Raw genomic sequence first — 17214 nt, forward strand, 5'->3', positions numbered from 1 at the left:
CGGGCGGGGGACCGGCAGCCGTTCACCGCCCCGGGGTGCGGCCCGTGTGGCCGGAGGCTCCCTAGTCGCGGGATACGTACGGCGTCCTTCACGACGCGCGGTCGAGGAACTGCCGGCGGGCGCGGTTGATGGTCTCCGCGGTACTCATGGGCAGGTCCATCTCGTCCTCGCCGTCGTGGACGGCCACGATGCGCCCGACATAGGTCTCGGCCTCGGCGCGGTGGCCCTGGTGGAAGGCCACCCACATCGCGTCCAGCAGTACCTGTTCGTCATCCGGCGCGACGAGCAAGGCGGTGGCCGAGGCGATTGCGGCAGCGGCCAGGTCGCCGTCTTCGAGGGCCGTAGAGACGACCTGGTGGGCGACGTCGCAGATGGCTGCGGTCAACGTCAGGTCCAAGCCGTCCAACCACTCGTAGCCGGCTGGACGCTGTGCGAACGGCGGGCCGGACACCAGATGCAGAGCGGCCAGCAGATCCGTCAGGCCGCCGTCGCCGCGCACTGCGGCCCGGGCGCGCAGCTGGCGGAACAGGTCTGCGTCGACGAGGACGCCGGTCAGCGTGTAGCGGCCGCGGTGACCGGAGCTCAGGTGCTTCTGACCGGTGGCGGGGTCGGTGCCCAGCCAGGCGCGAGCGCCGGCGGCGACCCGGTGGACGTAGGCGCGCGCACTGACGGGGTCGGTTCTGCCGCCGCGGGCCGGCTGCAGCGCGGTCGCGGCCTCGTCAGCGGTGGCTCCGTGCGGGCGGGTGGCGAGGTAGGCGACCGTCTCCTCGTAGCGGCGCCGCAACCCGGACCTGGCGACGGCCGCCTCATCACCGTGCGCCCGCAGGGCGACCGGTCCGAGCAGGGTCAGCCGCGGCCGGGCGCAGTTCGGCGACCACCAGTCGGCGAGATCACGGTCGAGTTGTGCGAGGTCAGCCTCGACCTCCCTGCGGACGTCGGCCGGCGCTGTAGATGCCGGCACGTCGGCGGCATCGTTGGTCGTCCATGACGTCCCTGCCCCCGTAGGACTGCCGGTCGGCGTGGGCGGCGTCAAGTCGCGGACCGCCTCCGCGATGAGGCTCCGTCGGAGCCGTGGGGACGGGGCGGAGGTCGGTGGTGCAGCGGTGTCCGGACCGGTCAGGTCGCCGTGGAGCGCGCCGGCGGCGTCGGTGTGCACCTGCCAGAGGCGGTCACCGTCGGCGGCGGGAATCGGGGCGTCCTCGGAGTCGCGCTCGAAGGCCAGCAGTGTGGCGATGTCGCGGGCCTGCTGGACGGTCAGCTGTGGCGCCGGCAGCCGCAACCCGAGTGCCGGGACGAGCAGCGACCCGTCGTCGGTCAGAGTGAGCAGCCACTCGTCGCCTCCCTGCTCCGGCTCGGCGCCGAGCACGAGGGCGACCGCGGCGCGCCGCTCCCGCGTTCGCAGAGCAGCGGCGGCCTCGGCCAGTGCGCCGAACTGATCGTGCGGGTGCGGGACGAGGACGACCTGCGGCATCCAGCCGTCCCCGGCTCCGGCCCGCAGCCGCCCGTCCAGCACGTCGTCGTCATCGGACTCGGCGGCTTCCGCCAGGCCGGGGTGCAGGCCGGGATCGGTGGCGCTGTCGACCGGGTGGACCCGCCCGGGGGCGATGTCAACCAGTTCGTCGCCGAAGCCGACGAGCGTGACGGTGAGCAGGTCCGACCAGCCGTTGACGGCCAGTTCGGCGGCCAGGTGCCGGGCGAAGTCCTCGCGGCGGTCGGCCGGTCCGGTCACGTACACCGCACCGAGACGTTCCAGGTCCAGCAGCCAGCGGCCCGCCATATCGGTGCCGATGGTGACCAAAGTGGGGTACGGCGCCAGGCGGGTGCGGGCGACCTGGGGATCGACGCCGGTGTCCTGGTCGAGCCGCGCCGACCACCGGAGGCCGGTGTCGTCCGCAATCCACGGTTCCGGCGGAGGACGGTCGGCCGGAGCGTGCAGCCGCAGCTCGAGCCGGCCGCCGTGGAGTCGGGCGGCGACGATGTCGGGCAGCCGCCCGTCCGGATCGGCGGAGATCTGGACGGCGAGGCCACGCAGCGCCAGATCGAGTGCGGCGTAGTCGGCCGTGCCCTCGTCTGCCGCCGATGCCACCACCGTCTGTGTGGCCGACTGCGTCTTCGGGACGGGGGCCAGCCGTCGGCCGGGACGGCGGCGACGTAGCCGCTGGCGGCGATGGGCCAGCCACGCGGCTCCCACACCTGCGGCGAGCAGTGCACCGCTGCCGGCGAGCACGGCCGCCAGCTCCGACGGGCTGTCGGCGGCGTCCCCGCTGCCGGCGTCGACCGCTGCCTGCTCCGACTGCTCGGGCAGGCCTTCCGGTGTCGGCGGGGCGGGCGGGGTCCGCGCGGGCTCCCCCGGGTCGGCCAGCTCGTCCTCGTTCGGCGCCGGCTCGTCGGTCGGGGGTTCGGGACCGGTCGGCGGCGGAGGGCCGGCCGCCGCGGGGTCGGCCGGCGGGATGTCGAGAACCTGCCCGGGGCGGATCAGGTCGGGGTCGGTGAATCGGCCGCCGCCGGGCAACGGTTCGCCGGCATTGAGGTCGAAGATCGGATGCCAGTGCTCCAGGCCGTGCTGCTCGGCGAGGTCGGCCAAGGTGTCGCCGGGCTGCACCGTCACCTCGCCGGCGGCCGCGCCGGCTCCGGGAAGGCGCGCGTCCGGTGGGAGGACCAGCGTCCAGCCAGGGCGGATCAACCCCGGGTCGGTGAGGAGCGCGCCGTCGGGCTGGGGCCGGCTGCGGTTGAGCTCGAGGATCTCCTCGAATCGGGTCCAGTCGCCCAGGTAGCGGGCGGCGATGCGGCCCAGGGTGTCGCGCGGGGCCACGGTGTACGTGGGACCGGCCGCTGTAGGCCAGGTCGGCCGGGTCTCCACGGGCGGTGAAGGGGCTAGCGACGGTTCCTCTTGGCCGACCGGCTGGTCGGCGACGATCGAAGGGCCGGCCAGGGCCGGAGCGGCCAGCAGCGGTCCGCTGCCGACGCCGAGAACGGCAGCCACGAGCAGGCCGGCCATCTGCTGCGGCGCCGCCAGGCCGGGGAGTCGCACCGATGGCATGCCGCGCAGCTGTGTGGCGAGCTCGGCTGCTACCGAGAGGGCGAAGCAGGCCCACGCGACCCACCCGATGACCACGAGCAGGCCGAGGAAGAGCGCGCCGGTGTCCGGGCGGCTCAGCGCGGCGGTCACCTGCGCCCAGGAGGGCAGCTCCTCGGGCAGGTAGGCGCCGCCGAGCTCCAAGAGCGCGATCGGGACGCCGGCGACCGCGGCGGCCAGCAGTACTCCGGCGATCAGCTGGCGCAGCAGGTCCAGCGCCCGCGACGGTGTGGTCATGGGCCCGTTCCCCCGCTTGAGTCGGTGATGAGGTCGGCGGTCCCGGAGCCCTCCACGGTGAGCGTGGAGATACCGATCAGGCCGAGGAAGCTCGTGGGCTCGGAGATCGTGGTGGTCACCTGCAGGGTGTCGCCGTCGACGACGGTCACCGCGCCCTGCACGTCGTTGCGGTCGAGGTAGTCCTGGGCGGCGGCGACCGCGGCAGCCGGATCGACGCGGATCTGCCCGGCCAGGGCCGCGGAGACGTCGAGCGCCTGGCCGCCGGCGCGGGCGGCCTCGTCGGCGATGGCGTTGGCGCGCTGGGTGGCGGCCACCTTGGCGCCGCCGTCGACGGCCAGGCCGATGATGAGCAGCAGCCCGGGGACTAGGACGGCGAGGAAGACGCTGATCGCGCCGCGCTCGGTACCGGCCCACCGGAGCCCCTGGCGGGTGCTCATCGTTCGCGGTAGGCGTCGACGGGGCTGGAGAAGGACGCCTCGACGGTGACCGATCCGGGCAGGCCCGGCGCGAGCAAGTCGGCCATGCCGACCACGCAGGTGACCGACACGGTGACGTCGCCGGGCTGTCCGGGCGGAGTCTGGAAGCCGGTGGTGTCGACGTCGACGCTGGTGCTCTGACAGCGCAGGCCCTGGGCGGCCAGGGTGCGGTCCGCCTGAGCCCTGGCCAGTGCGGCGGCGGTGACACCGTCCCGGGCGAGGGAGGCCTCCCGGGCCGCCGCGCGGGCGGCCTCGGCGACAGCGCCGTCAGCGACCTGGGTACGTCCGGCCACGACGGCGAACGACAGCACCAACAGCAGCGCCGGGGCCAGCAACGCCAGCTCGACCGACACCGATCCCCGCTCGGCGCGCGGCCGGTTCACGAGTCCGTCCGTTCCACCGGGCCGACAGCCGTCTGGGTCACCGACCATCCGGACAGGCCGGGGAACAGGCTCAAGGAGGTGCCCGTCACGGTCACCTCAATGTTGGTCGGTGAGCCGGTCACCAGCACGTCGCGTCCGGTGAGGAGGTCCTGTGCCGTCTGGTCGAGGAAGCCCTCGGCCGCGGACTCGGCACGCGCGAGGGAGGCGGGTTGGACGCGCCCCTCGCGGGCGCCTTCCTGCGCCGCCCCGAGGGCGACCGAGCGGGCGTAGAACCACAGCGCGGCCTGGATCAGCGTCATCACGAGCAGCAGCACCACCGGGAAGGCGACCGCCAGTTCGACCGACGCCGCGCCGCGGTCCCCGGACAGCCATCGGCCCGCCCCGCGACCCACCCGGTGGCCGCGGGTGTCGCGGCACGGGGAGGCGGCGGAGGTACGGGGCTGGACGGCGGGGCGCACGGATCGGCTACTGGATCTGGCTGGACCGGGAGGTGACCGCGTTGGCGATCACCGCCACGAGCGCGACGGCGATGCCCAGCAGAGCGAGGGTGATGATCACCTGCTCGACGGAGAGCGCACCGCGCTCGGGCTCCTCGCGGAGCTCCCTGAGCCGGTCGCGCAGGCCTCCGGCGAGGGCCATCAGGGTCGGAATGAGCGACATCGGGTTTCCTTTCGGGGTGGGTCAGCCGGTCAGCTGGCCATGAGTCGGGCGAGGGCGGGATAGAGGAACAGCAGGAGAAAGGCGATCGACAGCAGAGCCACCGGAGCAGTGAGCTTTTCGCTGTCGGTGTTCGCGCGCGCCTCCTCCTCGGCCAGCAGCTGGACGCGCAGCGACTGGGCACGAGCCCGGAGCGTGGGGGCGATCGACGCGCCCTCCTGGGCGGCAACCGCCGCGATGTCGGCGACGTCGCCCAGCTCCCCGACGCCAGAATGCGCGGCCAGCCGGCGCAACCCTTCCCACGGCGGGTCGCCTGCGAGCCGGGCCGTGACCAACGCGTCGCTGATGCGGCCGAACACCCAGCCGTCGCCGAGCGCGGCGGCACGCTCCAGGGCCATGGTGGGGCCCTCGCTGGCGTCCCGGCGGAGGCTGACCAGGTCGAGGTAGGAGCAGAGCGCCCGGCGCATCTGGCCGCGCGCCTCGGCGGCCTGGTCCCGCACGATCAGGTCGACGACGAAGAACAGGCCAGCGGCCAGCGCGAGTGACCCAGCCACCGGGGCCACGACCGGCACGTGGACGCCGGCGATGCCGAGGACGGCCGTGAGCAGCGGCACGAACGCCGCGCCGAACAGAGTCATGCCGATCTTGCGGACGGCGTACCCCGCCGGCGTCCACCCGATAAGCGCCAAGGCCGGACCCGGCGCCTGGAGGCCGATCCTGGGCAGCCGGGCGGCGGCCCACCCCCCGGCCCGCCCGGCGGCCCGCGCCCACCGGTCTCCCTCCTCCTCGACCGGACGCACGAAACCGATCAGGGCGCGCCCGTCCAGGCGGGCCAGCGCGTCGGAGAGCCGCGGCTGCTCGGTGACGAGCGCGGTCCGCAGTAGCAGGAAAAGCCCCAGGCCGACGGCCGCGCCACAACCGATCAGAAGCGCCTGCGCCGCACTCACTGGGCCTGCACCTCCTCCGAGTCCCGCGGCGCCCCGCCGCGCGTCGTCGGGTCGACCAGGAAGCGGACCGTCGGCGCCGCCGCCGTGAGCCGGCGCATCCACAGCAGGCAACCGACCATCAAGGCGGCGATGATGGCCAGCACCAGCTGCCCGAGCGCGGTGCCGTAGGGAGCCAGGTAATCGCCGTTGAGGGCGGCCAGCCCGGCGGCGGCGACGGTGATGAGCAACAACCAGCGCGCGTTGGCCCGGGGCTTGGCGCGGTCGGCCTCCACCTTGCGGCGCATGGTGACCTCCTCGCTGAGGCTGTGCGCCAGCTCGGTCAGCACCCGGGCGAGCCCCGGACCGCGCAACTCCGCGCCGAGCAGGAGGGCGGCGACGACGAGATCGCCAGCGGCGTCGTCCAGGTCGTCGGCGAAGGCCAGTAGCGCACGGGACGTGGACCAGCGCGCCTGCAGCCGGGCAGCCAACGTCGCGACCTCGACCTGGATCGGCTCCGGCGCGGTTCGCGCCGAGCGGATCAGCGTCTGCTCCAGCCCCCCGCCGGCGGCCAAGACGTCGGAGGTGCGCCGCACCCATTCCTGCAGCGCCTCGAGCCGCTCCACCGCCGCGTTCGCGGCGGAGAACTGTGCCAGCAGCCACGGCACTCCGATCACCGCGAGCCCGGCAAGGACCCCGCCGACTGGCCACCCCGAGGCCAGCCACACGACGGCAGCCGCTGCTGCACCCGTCGCCCACAGCGCTCGCTGCCGGCGCGTCGTCCGCCCGTCGGCCCACGCCGCCGGACGGCGTCGGCGGTGAGGCCGTGCCGGCCGGTCCTCAGCGGTCAGCGCATGGGCTGCGAGCAGGGGGCCGCCGACTACCAGCGCCCCGCACACGCCGGCCAACAGGGCGGCGCCGGTCACCGCCGTCCCCCGGTGGCGCTCGCCCAGTGATCCCGGCCGGGGTGGAGCCAGCCGGGATCGAAGCCGACCCGTACGTAGTCGGCCAGGTCGACCGGATCGTGCGCGGGCGTCGCCCGCCCGTCCGGCCCGGCGGCGAAGACCTCGGTGACCGACGGTCGCCCGCCCTCCCCCATGCCGTTGCACTCCACGACCTGGCTGACGAAGCGGTGCCGCTGCCCGCCGATCCACCGCTCGTCGACCGTGGTGATGTGCACGATGAGGTCGATCGCCGAGGCGCAGGACCGGTAGGCGTGCTCGGGGGTGACCGAGCCCCGGCCGCGCATGCACAGGTTGGCCAGTCGTTCGAAGGCGTGGTGGGCCGACCGGGCGTGCAGGGTGCAGGCCGAGCCGCCCTCGCCGGCCTCCATCACCTCGATCAGCGGCCAGGCCTCCTCGCCGCGGACCTCGCCCAGCCACACCCGGCTGACGTTCATCACCAGGGCGTGCTCGACGAGTTCGGTCAGGGTCACTTCGCCGAGGCGACGTCCGTCCGGGCCGCGCTCGCCGGTGCCCTCGCGCGCCTCGAACGGCACCACCCGGGGGTGGCGGTCGGGCAGCTCGTGCAGGAGAAGCTCGAAGTGCTTCTCGATCGTGGCGAGGTTTTCCTCGGCCGGGAGTTCGTTGGCCAGCGCCCGCAGAAGCAGGGTCTTGCCGGCGCCCTGCCCGCCGGTGACGACGATGTTCTTCCGGGCCCGCACTGCGGCGCGCAGGAACTCGGCCAGCGGCTGGTCGATCGCGCGCAGCCCCACCAGGTCGTCGAGGTCGACGTCGCGGATCCGGTGCCGCCGGATAACCAGCTGCGGGCGGGGCACGGTCTCGATCACCGCGGCCAAGCGGGAGCCGTCCGGGAGGCGCATGGTCAGCAGCGGGCTGGCAGTGGTCAGCGTACGTTCGGCGCGGCCCAGCCGGGCGGCGATGTGCTGCAGCTGCCGGATCAGGTCTTCGTCGGAGTCGGCGATCGCATCGACCCGGACGTCGCGGCCGTCGGCGTAGCCGATCCACACGTTGTCGAAGCCGTGCGCCTCGATGTTCTCCACCCGCGGGTCGTCGACGTAGGGCTGCAGCCGGCCGAGGCCGAACTGGGCGGCGAACACGGCCTCGGCGATCGCCAGCTCCTCGTCCGGGGACGGCACCGCCTGCCCCGCGCGCATGCGGTCCCGGACCAGCCCGTCCATACCGTCCTGGATCAGCGTGCGGGCCAGCTCCTGCTGCGCGGCCGGGCTCAGGGAGGGACGTCGCTTGAGCTCCTCGGCGAGCGCGGTCGCCGTCGTCTCGTGCAGCCGGCGCACCAGCGGCCAGTCGACCTGCGGCGTGGGGGCGGGCAGGGACCGTCCCCGGTCGAGCTGCTCAGCGGCCATGCCCGTGTCCGATCAGGGGCGCCGGAGCGGGGACCTCGGCCGGCGGACTCAGCAGTGCCTCGTGCCGGGCGGCGAACTCCGCGACGCGGGCGGCGACCTCCCGCGCCGCTCTCAGCAGCGCCGACTGGGGGAAGAAGCGACCGGCCGGTGCGCCGTCGCTGAGCACGGACGCTGCTTTGTCGTCGCGGGGCAGCGCGCCGAGGACCGGGACGCCGAGCGCGTCGCCGATCTCTCGCTCGCCGTAGGGGTCCCCCGCTGCGACGACGACCGCGGCGAGCGGACCGGTACCCGCCCCTGCGGCTGACTCGGCCTTCAACGCGGCGACCGCGTGGGTTGCGGCCCGGACGGCGCGCAGCGAGGACCCGGTCACGACGATCACGGCGGCCGCCCGCCGGACGGCGTCCCGGGGGAAGTGCTCAGCGCCGAGCCTGCCGCAGTCGGCCAGCGCGTCGGTCGTGCCACCGTCGACCGCGGCGAGCGCCCCGGCGAGGCGGTGCCAGTCCACGTGCCGGGCGCCGATCGGGTCGGCCAGACCGGGCAGCAGCCGCACCCGCCCGCCGGCGTCCAGCTGCAGCAGGTGGGCCTCCAGATGCCGTGCCGGTCCGCCGCGCCGCGCCGCCAGCTCCAGCTCGGCCAGCCCGCCGGCGGAAACCTCGCCGCGGCCGTAGCCGGCCAGGACGTCGCCGCCGGCCGGATCGAGCTCGGCGAGCACCGTGCGGCGGGGCCAGGACAGGGCGAGAGCGAGCGCGGCGGTGGTCACGCCGGGGGCTCCCTTGGCCGAGGTCATCGCGATCAACACGGTGGTCCGCCTACTCGCCTGCGACTACGACGAGGGCGATCAGCCCGGCGGCTGCGCGGACGGCCACGTCGGGGCCGTCGGCTTCGTCGACGAGGACGTCGACGACGCGCCGCCCGTCCGTGCCCGGCTCTCCTGCGCGGACGACGGTGGCCGCCACGGTGACCGAAGGAGCGGTGGGTGCCGCCTGACCGTCGGTCGGCAGAGGCACCAGCAGCACGTCGTCCCCGGGTCGCAGCGGCGTGACCGGCAGCTGCACGGCCGGCAGTCCGATGCCGACGAGTTGTCGACCGGGTGGAGGAAGCCGCTGGTCGGTGGTCGCGTTCCGGGTGAGGAGTGTCCCGGGCAGGAGGTCGGTTGCTGCTGTTCGGCCGATGATCTGGTCGCGGTCGGTGTACGGAACCGGGGACAGGGTCGGGTCGGCGGCGATGCGCGCCTCCACGAGATCGGCAGCGGTGATCGTCTGCCCCCAGGCGACCGGCTGAGCGACGGCGATCACGGACGTCGTCTGGCCGAGCGAGGTGGCGAGGTAGGCGGCACCGAGTGCGCCGAGCACCACCATCGCGACCGCCAGGGCCAGCAGGGCGGGGCGCCGGCGGCGTCGTGGTGGCGGGAGCACGGGGGCCTGGGGCAGTGGTGGGGGCACCCAGCCGTTGCCCTCGACGACGTCGTCAGTTGGGGCTGTCCGCATCCTGGCCATCAGCGCTCCTCGGCCTGGTTGAGTACGTGGAGTTCGCCGACAAAGAGCTCGCCGGTCGAGGAGAGCTGCACCACCTCGGTGCCGGTGCTACCGCCACCGGACCAGGTGACCGTCCACGTGGTCGTAGCAGTGATCGGCCACGGCCCTCCGCCGGGCACGTGCTTAGCCGATGCGCGCTCGTAGGTGTGGCCGCAGTCCGGGGACGGGCCGTCGTCGCCAGCTGAGTAGGGCGTTCCGAGGCCGCAGGTGACGGTGGTCCCATCGCCCATGTCCCAGGCGATGCGGGAGACCACGCCGGTCGCTTCGACGGCGACCGGTCCTTCGGTAGCGGAGCGGGTGATGGGACCGGAGACGTTTTCCGCGCGGTCGGTCCACATCCACACCGGGAGGCCGACCAGTCCGCTGGCCGACCCCTGCGGGGGTGCGGTGCGCAGTAGCGGCGGCTGCAGTTGCATGGCGGCGATGGCGCGCTGCGCGAGGACTTCGGGGTCGATGAAGTCGGCCGGTGGCCCGCGACGCCAGACGATCCCGGTGGCCGTGGAACTGAGCGAGCCGCCGTCTACTGCACCGCAGTTGGCGGTGTAGAGGGCACCGCCGTCCTCTTGCGTGCGCCCTTCCCACAGCGGTGAGCCGGGAGGGGGCTGGGGGTCCATGAGCTTGAGGTAGCAGCCGCTGGACGACTCGTACCAGCCGAGGTTGTCCTGATAGCAGGGCACCACGGCGCCGGTCAGCGAGGTGCACTGCGCCGGCGCCGGTGCCGGTGCCGGTGCTCGGGCCGGAACGGTCACGGGGGAACTCGGCACGGCCGGCCGGATGTCCTCGATGTAGCAGAAGCCGGAGGGCAGGCAGATCTCGTTGGGCGCGGCGGTGGCGACCGCGGCCGGGCCCTGGAGGAGGACGGCCGCCAGGACGCCGGCGGCCGCGCGTGCCCAGGAACAGGTCAGCACGTCTCGTCCTGCACGTCGACGGTGGCGACGAGCCAGCGGTCCTCGGGCTGCGGGTAGAAGACGACCGTGGCGACAGCGACGTGCGGCGGTCGCTCAGCGCTCACGACGTCACCGGTGGCCTGGACCGTAGCGGGGAAGTCTTGGGTGTCGACGCAGTCCTGAATGGTGACGGTGCGGAGGGTGCCGTCGGTACCACCGGCGAGGTCGACGGCGGCGACCTCGGGATCGTGAGCCACCTCGCCGGTGTGGGCGATGCCGCGGTCGCGGAGGGCGGAGACCTCGAGCAGTTCGGCGGACCGGTAGGGATCTGCGGTCAGCTGCGCGTAGGCGGGCAGCCAGTCCTGCGTCGGGTCGCGGCGGGCGTCCTGGACCAGCCTGGTCACGTCGCGGTAGACGGCCATCGCCGCATCGGCAGCCGCCACCTCGTCGGGGTCCATCGACGGGTCCGCGCTCGTGGGCGCCGCACTGCTCTCCGAGGCAGATGGCGCGGGCGGGGGCTGCTCCGTGGCGTCCCCTTCCGTGCCGCATGCGGCGAGCGTCAGCACCGACCCAAGGGCGACGATGCCTACCCGCACCCGATCGACCGCCCGCGGAGCGGTGCCGAGCAGCGAGGCCGGCGAGCTCGCCGGTCCGGTCTCCAGGACCCGGTCGAGACCAGCCGCCATCGCGGAACGCGGATCTGACCTGCGGATCACGGGCGTCGCCTCCCGGGGCAATGGATGCGGGAAATTACCACCGCAGACCGTCAGGAAGGGAAGCCCGAATCTCCAGTAATTCTCCGGTCAACCTCCAAAGGGCGCCAAGGGTGCGTGGTCACGGCGCGAGCGACGGATCGCGGCCCGGACCCGGACCTCATCCACACCCAGGAGTGCCGCCACGGCGCGGACGGCGTCCGCCGTCGGCTCCGTACCGGGCCGGCCGTCCTCCAGTCGCACGTACGTCATGACGGACACACCCGGTGCGCCCATCTCGTTCGTCGCGAGGCCGGCCGCCAGCCGGAGCGCCGCCAACGGTGGATCGTCGGGATCGACGTCGAGCAGGTGCAGCGGCTCGATCCCCACCGCGACGGCCAGTCGGGGCACGAACCGGGGCCGTGGACGCTCCAGGCACAGCTCCCACACGCGGACCCTTGCCGGGCTCGACAACTCGAGGCGTTCGGCAAGGTCGTCCCGGCTCAATCCGGCGGCCTCCCGGGCGGCCTTCAGGCGGTCGCCTCGAAGCAGCGGCCGCGCCACGGCATCCCCCCATCACCCGTTCGGTGGACACCCGCTCGTGGCGCAGAACCCTAGCGCTCACCGGCCGCTCGGTCGTACCCCCGGTCCTCCATTCACTGGAGAACATCTCAAGCTCACCGCGCGCTGAATGGCCGCCTTGGTCCGGGCTGGAGGAGGCCCGGAGGACGGCGGGCTCAGCGACCCCGGACTCCCCCGGCGGCCGCCGAGGGCGCCTGCACTCGTCGCGTCGAGGCACCGGGCCCAGGTTCAGCGACTGCAGGAAGACCGGACCTGTCCGCCGAGGCTGTGGGCCATGAGACCTGCAGTTCATCCCCGGCCGCGACGTCGTCCCTGCAAGCCGTGGTGCTCGCCGGTCGCCGGCCGCGCCCTTCTCGGACGGCCGTACCGCGACTGGCAGGTCGGCACCTGATGCCCGGGACCACCTCGGAGCGAGCCGCGCTCAACGGGCGGCACGATCCGTTGCTGACCGTCGCGCAGGCCGGGGACTACCTGGGAACCGGAGAGCGGTTTATTCGTCGGCTCATCGCTCAGAGGCGGATCACGTACGTCAAGCTCGGCAAGTACGTCCGGCTGCAGCGTTCAACTCTCGACGACTTCATCGAGGCCGGACGTGTCGCAAGCGAGGGGTAGCCCGACTCGCGGCGCGCGGGAGGGTGCCCGGGCAGCGGGACGCCTTCCCGGCCAACGAGCTCGCCACGCCACCAGGGCGCCGACCGGGACGTCGTCCTCGGCGGCCACACGACTGACCTCATGCGCGCGGCGAGATCTCGCGGGCCGCGGCCGCGGCAGCCTCTCTAGCTCCGCCAGCGACACGTCTCCCCGACGAAGTCAAGTGCTCTGGGGAACCGGTGGACGGCTGTCCGCTGATCGACGCAGCTGCCACCGCCCGGGTCGGCCCCACCGCAATCTCATGCCGGCGGAGAGAAGCAGGAGGTCATCATGGGTCGAAGGGCTTGGGGCACGGTCCGCCGGCTTCCCTCAGGCCGCTACCAAGCTCGATACCCGGATAGCTCAGGCAAGCAGGTCTCGGCGCCGCACACGTTCGCGACCAAGGCTGACGGCAATCGGTGGCTCGCCAAGGTGCAGACCCAGTTGGACTCGGGCAGCTGGATCGACCCGAAGGCCGGGCAGGAGACCCTCGGGGTCTACGCCGAACGGTGGGTCGACACCCGCCTCGTCCGCGGCCGACCGCTGGCCCCCCGCACAGCCGAGCTCTACCGGGCACAGCTCAAGAACCACATCGTCCCCGCGCTGGGGTCGACGCCACTGCGCCAGATGGACGCGTCCGCCGTCCGGGCCTGGTACGGAACGCTCAGCGGTCCAGATGGACCGGGCCAGGTCACGGCAGCAAAGTGCTACCGGCTGCTGCGTGCCATCTGCACCACGGCGGTCGATGACAACCTCATCGCTCGGAACCCATGCTCCATCCGTGGGGCTGGGCAGGAACGATCCAGCGAGCGACCGATGTTCGCTCTCGCTCAGGTCCAGGCGCTCGTCGATGCTGTCGAGGATCGCTGGCGAGCGCTGATTCTCCTGGCCGGGTGGACGGGCCTGCGCATAGGTGAACTTGCGGCGCTCCGCCGGGAAGACCTCGACTTGACAGCAGGCACCGTGAGCGTTCGGAGCTCCGTCGTCGACGTGATCGGGCAAGGACGCTCCTATGGACCGCCAAAGTCGGCCGCCGGCCGGCGAACGGTGGCCATCCCGCCGCACATCATCGACGACCTGGCGCACCACCTCGCGACCTACGCCGAGCCCGGCGCGAAGGGGCTGGTGTTCGTGGGGCCCAAGGGCGGGCCCATTCGGCGCAACAACTTCGCCGCACGGGTGTGGGCTCCAGCCGCCGAGGCAGCCGGACTCCCACCCGGCTCTCATCTACACGATCTGCGGGGCTGGGGCGCCACCGTCGCTGCCCGGCACGGCGCCACCACTAGGGAGTTGATGCACCGACTCGGGCATGCCTCCCCCGCCGCAGCGCTGCGCTACCAGCGCGCCGAGCAAGAACGAGACGCCGCGCTCGCAGCCGCCATGAGCGCGGCGCTGGGGCACTCCGACGGCATGACATCGAGCTGACCCTATTTGCGCCGGAGACAACTTCCGGGAGCCCGGGACGCCCCACCCATCGGCGAATAAGCGCAATCGGTCCCTCAGTCGCACACTCAGTAAGGACCACCCCGATCAGCCGCTTCGGCATCCCCGAAGTTCTGAGATCGTCGACGTCCCCAAGCCGCGGGCCGACCCCTGCCGGGCCCTCCACGACGTCTCCACTTCGAGGACCGGTTCTCGGCTGTTGGGCAGCACTACCGTGAGTGCGCATGGGCCGTTTCACCACTGCTCGACTGGTGGCCATTCCGGTCACCCTCGAGGACACGCCCATGTTCGAGCGCCTGTGGGCTGACGAGCGAGTCGGCCGAACCTTGGGCCGAATCCGCACCGCGCAGCAGGTCCACGAGGCTGTCGTCGCCAGCATCGAGCACTGGCAGCGGCACGGCTTCGGGCGGTGGGTGCTGTGGGACGGACGGCAAGCAGTCGGAACAGTGAAGTTGGCTGAGTGGCTCGCCCTTGGACGACCCGAGGTGGAGCTCGGCTACGCCCTCCTGCCCGCGTTTTGGGGCCGTGGCTACGCAAGCGAGGCGGGTGCCGGAGCCCTGGAACATGCTCAGGACCAGCTTGGCCTCACCGAGGTCGTCGCCTTCGCTCTCCCGGGAAATCAGCGGTCGCGTGCAGTCCTGGAACGCCTCGACTTCGGGCATGAAGAGCGACTGCTGCTCGGTGGGCGAGAGCACGTCCTGCGCCGCCGCCAACTCAACAAAAGGAGCAGTGGTGCTGCCGGCTGACGCTCACGTCCACAGCGAGTTCTCGTGGGACACAGGAGGTCCGTCCTCGGCGGCGGCCGGAACCATGAGGCGGACCTGTTCTCGAGCCGTCCGCATCGGAGTCCCCGCGGTGATCTTCACCGAGCACCTCGACGTCAGCGGCTGGCAGGCCGCCCCCGAGGACTTCACCGAACACCAACGTCCGCTCATCGACGGGGACGGGCTGATGCAGCCACCGACCTTCGACGCCGACGGCTACTTCGACTCCATCGAGCGCTGCCGACACGAGTTCCCCGACCTCCGCATCCTCACCGGCGTCGAGCTCGGCCAGCCCCACCTCGACCGCCGAGCGGCCGAAGCCCTCATCGACTTCTCCGCGCTCGACCGGGTCAACGGCTCACTCCATACGCTGCCGCTCGACGGCGGGCAGCGCAGCGAGCCGGTGACCCTCTTCCGCGGATGGACCGACCCCTCCGAGGTGGTCTGGAGGTATTTGACGGAAGTCCCAGTCATGGTGGCCAACGGGGATTTTGAGGTCTTCACCCACATCGACTACGCGGCTCGCTACTGGCCCACCGACGAGCACGGGCCCTTCGATCACACGCTGTTCGAGGACGGGTACCGGCAGGCCATGCGCGCCATCGCCTCATCTGGGCGGGCACTGGAGATGAACACCGGGCGCCCCCTCCGGCCGTGGATCCCGCAATGGTGGGCTGAGGAAGGCGGACGAGCCGTCAGCTTCGGCAGCGACGATCACGCAACCGCAGGGCTCGCAGCTAACTTCCACGAAACTGTCGCGTTGCTCGACCACTTCGGCTTCACGCCGGGATCACGACCCGAGGACTTCTGGACCCGCTGACGACCGTGACCAGTTGACCCAGCTGGCTGCCCGTGGCCCCGAGCACGCACTCACGCTGCTTCCCGCAGGGACCGCTTGTAGTAGCGCAACGGACCCTTGCGGTCGTTCTCGGTGCGCTGGACGTGGAAGCCGGCCCGTTCGATCACACGGCACGAGGCCAGGTTGCCGGGACGGATGGTGGACCAGACGATTTCGATCCCAGCCGCCGCCGCCTCCGCGAGAACGGCCTCGGCCGCCTCGCTTGCGTAACCGCGACCCTGATTCGAGCTCCGGATCATGTAGCCGATCTCCGGCTCCGCGACCGTGCCCCGCGTCGTGAGCATGCCGCAGTTCCCGAGCAGCAATCCGCCGTCGATCGCGCGGACGAGGTACCAGGCGAGCCCATGGTCGGCATACAGGGCCTGGCGGCGGGCGATCCAGTGAGCCGTCTGGTCCGGCGACGTGAAGGGGCCGTCGCCGATCGTGTTCGTTCGGGGGGCGCTGAAGATGGCGTGCAGCTCGTCGGCGTCCGACGCAACGGGCAGCCGCAGCGTGAGCCGCGCCGTCCTCAGACTGTCGCGCATCCAGCGATCAGCGTGCACCACGGTCAGCCCTCCTCCCCCCGATCCTGAACCTGGAGAAAGCGAGCTTCAGCGGCGACCGTCTTGGTCGGAACAGGTCCTATCCGGGCACAGATCAGCTCGACGGTGCTTTCCAGGTCGGCGGTCCCATCGAGGACGATCTCGCCGGGGACACCCAGGGTGTCCGACTCGACGTACCAGTCCCGGAGCTTGCCCGCGGAGACTTCCGTGCCGAGTGGCCGCGTTCGGTGCCGGCGAAGCGTCTCCTCGAGCGGTACGTCGAGGTAGAAGACGTGCGTCGGCCCCGGTGCTCGGCCAGGACCTCGCCGAGCATCTCGCGGTAGTGCTCGGCCAGGAAGATGCCCTCGGCGATCACGTTGTAGCCGACCCCCGTGCAGTAGCGCACGGCCAGAAGCAGCTCGTCCCCGGCATCCGCGAGCTCAACGTCGACCTGGTCGACGTGCCCCTCCTCGTGCCGCTGCCCGACCACCTCGGAACGGAGATCCCATGACCGTGCCGACCGAGCGCGCCACCCCGGCCTGCGTCGCCCCCGGCTGCGCCCACGGCCAGGCCCGCGGCCTCCTCTGCCCCGCTCACCACGACAAGCTCGGCCAGACGCTGGCCGACCTCGCCGGCGACCTCACCGCCGGCAGCGAACCGTCGATGACCGCGTGGCGCACCGGCGGCGGATCCGGCGGCACCCTGGCTTCCGAACGCGACCCGATCGACTTCCGGCTCCTCGACGCCCAGACGCAGGCACCCCCGGTGCTCGCCGCCTCGGCCGGCTGGCTCGCCCAGCAGCGCGGCGTCGACCACCGGCCCGGGCAGCCCGACGGCGACCGGAAGCTGCTCGCCCACCCCGGCACTTCGCGTGGCTGGTCGGGCAGCCCGAGGTCGCCCAGTTCTGGTGCCAGATCCGCAGCCTGTGGTCGTCGCTGCGCGCGCACCTGCCGGTGCGCCGCTGCATGTGCGGCGGTCCGGTGTGGGTCGACCGCGGCGGCGGCTGGTGCTCCTGGTGCGCCACGTCATGGGCGGGCCGGGCGCTGCTTCATCTGGCGCCGCCGGAACGTCCGGCGTGAGCCGCTGCGGGCTATGGAGCGGCCGTCGTGACGTTCCTCGGCTACCGCTGGACGTGGCCACTGAGCACAAGGCTTGTCGCTATACGGCGGCGATGTAGGGGTGCCCGAACGGCGATAGGCCGGGGCCACCGCCTCTGGCGATGGCCC

Annotated in this window: 20 protein-coding genes; 6 read left to right on the forward strand and 14 right to left on the reverse strand. The window is 72.7% G+C overall.

What is annotated here, in order from left to right:
- Positions 1 to 88: 88 nt before the first annotated feature.
- The 13 genes from CRP29_RS00105 to CRP29_RS00165 form a co-directional block, all read right to left on the reverse strand.
- Complete coding sequence (locus CRP29_RS00105) at positions 89 to 3313, reverse strand: AfsR/SARP family transcriptional regulator (RefSeq protein WP_097193066.1); 3225 nt, start codon at positions 3311 to 3313, stop codon at positions 89 to 91.
- Entirely contained in the window at positions 3310 to 3750 is a 441-nt protein-coding gene (locus CRP29_RS00110) for a TadE/TadG family type IV pilus assembly protein (RefSeq protein WP_097193067.1), read from the reverse strand. Before CRP29_RS00110 ends, CRP29_RS00105 begins: the two co-directional genes overlap by 4 nt.
- A complete protein-coding gene (locus CRP29_RS00115) occupies positions 3747 to 4172 on the reverse strand; it encodes a TadE/TadG family type IV pilus assembly protein (protein ID WP_245852204.1) in 426 nt (141 codons plus the stop codon). Before CRP29_RS00115 ends, CRP29_RS00110 begins: the two co-directional genes overlap by 4 nt.
- Positions 4169 to 4630 carry a TadE family protein gene (locus CRP29_RS00120; protein WP_245852206.1) on the reverse strand — a complete coding sequence of 154 codons (462 nt, stop codon included), beginning with the start codon at positions 4628 to 4630 and terminating at the stop codon, positions 4169 to 4171. The genes CRP29_RS00115 and CRP29_RS00120 overlap by 4 nt, the downstream gene beginning before the upstream one ends.
- 7 nt (positions 4631 to 4637) lie before the next feature.
- Positions 4638 to 4832: a hypothetical protein gene (locus CRP29_RS00125; protein WP_097193069.1), complete on the reverse strand. Its 195-nt coding sequence runs from the start codon at positions 4830 to 4832 to the stop codon at positions 4638 to 4640.
- Between the two features lie 29 nt (positions 4833 to 4861).
- Complete coding sequence (locus tag CRP29_RS00130; protein ID WP_097193070.1) at positions 4862 to 5776, reverse strand: type II secretion system F family protein; 915 nt, start codon at positions 5774 to 5776, stop codon at positions 4862 to 4864.
- The gene (locus tag CRP29_RS00135) at positions 5773 to 6420 is read right to left on the reverse strand and encodes a type II secretion system F family protein (protein WP_245852208.1); all 648 of its coding nucleotides are present in this window, start codon (positions 6418 to 6420) and stop codon (positions 5773 to 5775) included. Before CRP29_RS00135 ends, CRP29_RS00130 begins: the two co-directional genes overlap by 4 nt.
- A 254-nt stretch (positions 6421 to 6674) precedes the next feature.
- Positions 6675 to 8075: a TadA family conjugal transfer-associated ATPase gene (locus tag CRP29_RS00140; protein ID WP_097193072.1), complete on the reverse strand. Its 1401-nt coding sequence runs from the start codon at positions 8073 to 8075 to the stop codon at positions 6675 to 6677.
- Positions 8065 to 8862: a CpaE/TadZ family protein gene (locus CRP29_RS00145; RefSeq protein ID WP_245852210.1), complete on the reverse strand. Its 798-nt coding sequence runs from the start codon at positions 8860 to 8862 to the stop codon at positions 8065 to 8067. Before CRP29_RS00145 ends, CRP29_RS00140 begins: the two co-directional genes overlap by 11 nt.
- 22 nt (positions 8863 to 8884) lie before the next feature.
- Positions 8885 to 9571 (reverse strand): SAF domain-containing protein, encoded by a 687-nt coding sequence (locus tag CRP29_RS00150; protein WP_245852212.1) that lies wholly within the window; start codon positions 9569 to 9571, stop codon positions 8885 to 8887.
- The gene (locus CRP29_RS00155; RefSeq protein WP_245852214.1) at positions 9571 to 10518 is read right to left on the reverse strand and encodes an ATP/GTP-binding protein; all 948 of its coding nucleotides are present in this window, start codon (positions 10516 to 10518) and stop codon (positions 9571 to 9573) included. The genes CRP29_RS00150 and CRP29_RS00155 overlap by 1 nt, the downstream gene beginning before the upstream one ends.
- Positions 10512 to 11183, reverse strand: a complete 672-nt coding sequence (locus CRP29_RS00160) for a hypothetical protein (protein ID WP_097193074.1) — start codon at positions 11181 to 11183, stop codon at positions 10512 to 10514. The genes CRP29_RS00155 and CRP29_RS00160 overlap by 7 nt, the downstream gene beginning before the upstream one ends.
- Before the next feature lie 117 nt (positions 11184 to 11300).
- The gene (locus CRP29_RS00165; protein ID WP_097193075.1) at positions 11301 to 11753 is read right to left on the reverse strand and encodes a helix-turn-helix domain-containing protein; all 453 of its coding nucleotides are present in this window, start codon (positions 11751 to 11753) and stop codon (positions 11301 to 11303) included.
- 408 nt (positions 11754 to 12161) lie between these two features.
- Here CRP29_RS00165 and CRP29_RS00170 point away from each other — a divergent pair, with 408 nt between their 5' ends.
- The 4 genes from CRP29_RS00170 (at position 12162) to CRP29_RS00185 (ending at position 15428) form a co-directional block, all read left to right on the forward strand.
- Positions 12162 to 12383, forward strand: a complete 222-nt coding sequence (locus tag CRP29_RS00170; protein WP_097193076.1) for an excisionase family DNA-binding protein — start codon at positions 12162 to 12164, stop codon at positions 12381 to 12383.
- Between the two features lie 309 nt (positions 12384 to 12692).
- Complete coding sequence (locus tag CRP29_RS00175; RefSeq protein ID WP_097193077.1) at positions 12693 to 13826, forward strand: site-specific integrase; 1134 nt, start codon at positions 12693 to 12695, stop codon at positions 13824 to 13826.
- Positions 13827 to 14068: 242 nt separating this feature from the next.
- Positions 14069 to 14590: a GNAT family N-acetyltransferase gene (locus CRP29_RS00180; protein WP_141437015.1), complete on the forward strand. Its 522-nt coding sequence runs from the start codon at positions 14069 to 14071 to the stop codon at positions 14588 to 14590.
- Positions 14505 to 15428 (forward strand): PHP domain-containing protein, encoded by a 924-nt coding sequence (locus CRP29_RS00185; RefSeq protein WP_245852217.1) that lies wholly within the window; start codon positions 14505 to 14507, stop codon positions 15426 to 15428. The genes CRP29_RS00180 and CRP29_RS00185 overlap by 86 nt, the downstream gene beginning before the upstream one ends.
- A gap of 50 nt (positions 15429 to 15478) precedes the next feature.
- Here CRP29_RS00185 and CRP29_RS00190 read toward each other — a convergent pair whose 3' ends face one another.
- Complete coding sequence (locus tag CRP29_RS00190; RefSeq protein ID WP_097193080.1) at positions 15479 to 16012, reverse strand: GNAT family N-acetyltransferase; 534 nt, start codon at positions 16010 to 16012, stop codon at positions 15479 to 15481.
- Between the two features lie 283 nt (positions 16013 to 16295).
- Here CRP29_RS00190 and CRP29_RS00195 point away from each other — a divergent pair, with 283 nt between their 5' ends.
- Positions 16296 to 16499 (forward strand): hypothetical protein, encoded by a 204-nt coding sequence (locus CRP29_RS00195; protein ID WP_097193081.1) that lies wholly within the window; start codon positions 16296 to 16298, stop codon positions 16497 to 16499.
- A complete protein-coding gene (locus tag CRP29_RS00200) occupies positions 16496 to 17098 on the forward strand; it encodes a hypothetical protein (protein ID WP_097193082.1) in 603 nt (200 codons plus the stop codon). The genes CRP29_RS00195 and CRP29_RS00200 overlap by 4 nt, the downstream gene beginning before the upstream one ends.
- Positions 17099 to 17214 lie beyond the last annotated feature (116 nt).

Origin of the sequence: Blastococcus aggregatus (assembly GCF_900221005.1) — a bacterium.
GTDB classification, from domain to species: domain Bacteria; phylum Actinomycetota; class Actinomycetes; order Mycobacteriales; family Geodermatophilaceae; genus Blastococcus; species Blastococcus aggregatus.

Excerpts from the sequence above, each read along its gene's own strand:
- CRP29_RS00105 (WP_097193066.1), bottom strand. The coding sequence starts at position 3,313 with ATGACCACACCGTCGCGGGCGCTGGACCTGCTGCGCCAGCTGATCGCC.
- CRP29_RS00110 (WP_097193067.1), bottom strand. The coding sequence starts at position 3,750 with ATGAGCACCCGCCAGGGGCTCCGGTGGGCCGGTACCGAGCGCGGCGCG.
- CRP29_RS00125 (WP_097193069.1), bottom strand. The coding sequence starts at position 4,832 with ATGTCGCTCATTCCGACCCTGATGGCCCTCGCCGGAGGCCTGCGCGAC.
- CRP29_RS00140 (WP_097193072.1), bottom strand. The coding sequence starts at position 8,075 with ATGGCCGCTGAGCAGCTCGACCGGGGACGGTCCCTGCCCGCCCCCACG.
- CRP29_RS00145 (WP_245852210.1), bottom strand. The coding sequence starts at position 8,862 with ATGACCTCGGCCAAGGGAGCCCCCGGCGTGACCACCGCCGCGCTCGCT.
- CRP29_RS00150 (WP_245852212.1), bottom strand. The coding sequence starts at position 9,571 with ATGGCCAGGATGCGGACAGCCCCAACTGACGACGTCGTCGAGGGCAAC.
- CRP29_RS00160 (WP_097193074.1), bottom strand. The coding sequence starts at position 11,183 with ATGGCGGCTGGTCTCGACCGGGTCCTGGAGACCGGACCGGCGAGCTCG.
- CRP29_RS00170 (WP_097193076.1), top strand. The coding sequence starts at position 12,162 with ATGCCCGGGACCACCTCGGAGCGAGCCGCGCTCAACGGGCGGCACGAT.
- CRP29_RS00175 (WP_097193077.1), top strand. The coding sequence starts at position 12,693 with ATGGGTCGAAGGGCTTGGGGCACGGTCCGCCGGCTTCCCTCAGGCCGC.
- CRP29_RS00180 (WP_141437015.1), top strand. The coding sequence starts at position 14,069 with ATGGGCCGTTTCACCACTGCTCGACTGGTGGCCATTCCGGTCACCCTC.
- CRP29_RS00185 (WP_245852217.1), top strand. The coding sequence starts at position 14,505 with ATGAAGAGCGACTGCTGCTCGGTGGGCGAGAGCACGTCCTGCGCCGCC.
- CRP29_RS00200 (WP_097193082.1), top strand. The coding sequence starts at position 16,496 with ATGACCGTGCCGACCGAGCGCGCCACCCCGGCCTGCGTCGCCCCCGGC.